Genomic DNA, 2085 nt, shown 5'->3' on the forward strand with positions numbered 1-2085 from the left:
GCTCAGTGGTAGAGCAACCGGCTGTTAACCGGTTGGTCGCTGGTTCGAATCCGGCCCGGGGAGCCAAGCATTTTCAAGCACTTAAGCTGGAAGCCTTCGCAATCGCCAAGTTGGGCGATTTGCTCCCAGGGCAACATCTGGGGCAACATTCAAAGCCCGCCGATGGTTTGACAGTGCCGAGGAGTGTGACATGGACGACGACCAGTTCGAGGAAATGTACCGGCGCAATCCGCTGAAGGCTTTTTCAATCTACACAGTGACTCAGCTCCAGTCGCTCCGGCGAATGGCTTTCGAGATCAAGGCGGCTCGAGACCAGAAGGATCCCGGCCCGGATATCATGAAGGCGTATGACTTTTTTTGGTTTTGGACGTTGGGTGCTTACGCAATCATTCGAACGATGACGCAACACAAGCAATGCTTTTCGAGCAAGATCGCCTCTGCATCCAGCCCGCAGACGTGCTCGCGAAATTCCCGGAAGGCCAACGGCCTTAAGGGCGATGCCCGGCCACCGAAGCGGCCGGGCATCGTTTCGCTTGCGCAATGATCAGTGCCGCTCCCTCGGCGCCTCCAGAAATTCCACGAAAGTAGCTTTCACCCGATCTCTTGGCGTGGACACCTGATTGCAGCCAAGGTCGATTCCGGCGGCGATCCTGAGCATGTCGGCGCGGCTGCCGACGATCTTGGCCACCACCGCGTTTTCGATGCTGCCGTCGCAGGTCGAGCGCTGCCTCACAACCACCGTCAGGCGGAGATTGTCGCCCATGAACTGGAGCGGGCCGGCGCCGGTGAAGAAAATGTCATGACAGACGCAGGGCTCAACGATCGGATCCGCGCTCATGACTGCACCAGCAGGAAAGAAGGGCTTGCGCCTCTTGCTGTTCCAAGATCATTGTCGCAGTAGCCCAGCTTGTCGTCGAGAAGCAGAGCGGCCTTCATCTGGACGGCCTTCATGGTGTAGCAAGGCGCCTTTAGCAGTTCGTCGAAGACAGTCTTTGCGGATGCTTTCGGATTGCAACAAGCACCGCGCCGTCATCCAAGCTACATTCAACCGACCCTACCGCGGCCAGCGCGTCAGTGGCATCCACCGAATCCCCACCCGGTCCAGGCCCTCTGATAACGAAATGTCCTTTCTCACATGTGAAGTCCCACTTGTGCAGCTGCTTGTACGATTCCGTCTTTCCCTCGTTTTCAGCATGATAAAGCACGACGAAACCATCATGTTTTGTGACCGAGAGCATCTGTTGTATTGCCTTGAGTGGACTAGCCGTGTGATCTATACAATTCTGTCCATGCACGATGTCGAAACTGTAATCGCCAAATTGGGTGCTAAGATTTTCGGCGTCACCAAAGACTGTTCGCACAAGAGGTTGGATCCCAAAATCTCTCAGAACTTGATCATATTCTGTTGCCAGCAGGTCAGTTGCAGTAATCATGATCTCTTTCGAGGCATGTACTTTGCCGAGCTTCGTCAAGGGGCCAGCGCCCACATCGAGTATGGAAACTGGGTTGGTCGTCAACCTGTCGACATATCGCCCAACGTGATCCTGAATTGGTAAATTGGGGTCAAGACGTTCCTTGTAGTCCTCTGGCCAGAATGATCCCTGAGTGGAGAACCAGTGTCTCCAAAACAGAACTTCGTCTCTGAGCTGTTGGGATCGGCTGTCTCCCTCCAGCCAGCGCAGGATCTTTCGTCCGAGCCGCCGAGCCCTAGTCAAGACCGATGTCGATCTTCTCAGAGACCCTTCTCTAGCCATGACGGGAATCCTCGCGGTGAAGAGGGTTTACGGTCCGCTCTGGACACGGCGACGACCAGGGCACTGACGACAAGTCTGATCATGCGACACCCTTGCCTATGCGATTGCACCTTCGGCCAATATAGGAAGCGAATTGGCCGTTTTCAGGATGCCCACGCCGGCTGCTCCGGCGCGCGTTGTCTTTCGCATGGTATTCCCCTTTCGAGACCTGGCCAAGGCGGCGGGGGTTCATCGAAACTCAATCTCGAACTTTGAGACCGGGAAGTTTGGCGGCTCCCTGGAGGCTCTAGACTTTGTGCGGCTCGCCCTTGAAGCGGCCGGCGTCGAGTTC

General features: G+C 56.0%; 4 protein-coding genes. 2 read left to right on the plus strand and 2 right to left on the minus strand.

The features are described 5' to 3' along the window. Positions 1-190: 190 nt before the first annotated feature. Positions 191-544, plus strand: coding sequence for a hypothetical protein (locus EOA85_RS33560; RefSeq protein ID WP_127212570.1), 354 nt, complete (start codon positions 191-193; stop codon positions 542-544). Here the strand turns inward: EOA85_RS33560 and EOA85_RS33565 are convergent, their stop codons facing one another. Then, positions 545-838: a hypothetical protein gene (locus tag EOA85_RS33565; protein WP_127212571.1), complete on the minus strand. Its 294-nt coding sequence runs from the start codon at positions 836-838 to the stop codon at positions 545-547. Positions 839-968: 130 nt separating this feature from the next. Next, a complete protein-coding gene (locus EOA85_RS40015) occupies positions 969-1754 on the minus strand; it encodes a methyltransferase domain-containing protein (protein ID WP_127212572.1) in 786 nt (261 codons plus the stop codon). 133 nt (positions 1755-1887) lie between these two features. On the opposite strand from EOA85_RS40015, the gene EOA85_RS38340 reads away from it, so the two are divergent. Beyond that, positions 1888-2085 (plus strand): helix-turn-helix transcriptional regulator (locus EOA85_RS38340; RefSeq protein WP_206523438.1); only part of this gene is annotated, 198 nt, incomplete at its 3' end.

This window comes from Mesorhizobium sp. M5C.F.Ca.IN.020.29.1.1 (genome assembly GCF_003997375.1).
GTDB lineage: Bacteria > Pseudomonadota > Alphaproteobacteria > Rhizobiales > Rhizobiaceae > Mesorhizobium > Mesorhizobium wenxiniae.

Coding starts and splice junctions, on each gene's coding strand:
- EOA85_RS33565 (WP_127212571.1), bottom strand. CDS start 838: ATGAGCGCGGATCCGATCGTTGAGCCCTGCGTCTGTCATGACATTTTC.
- EOA85_RS33560 (WP_127212570.1), top strand. CDS start 191: ATGGACGACGACCAGTTCGAGGAAATGTACCGGCGCAATCCGCTGAAG.
- EOA85_RS40015 (WP_127212572.1), bottom strand. CDS start 1,754: ATGGCTAGAGAAGGGTCTCTGAGAAGATCGACATCGGTCTTGACTAGG.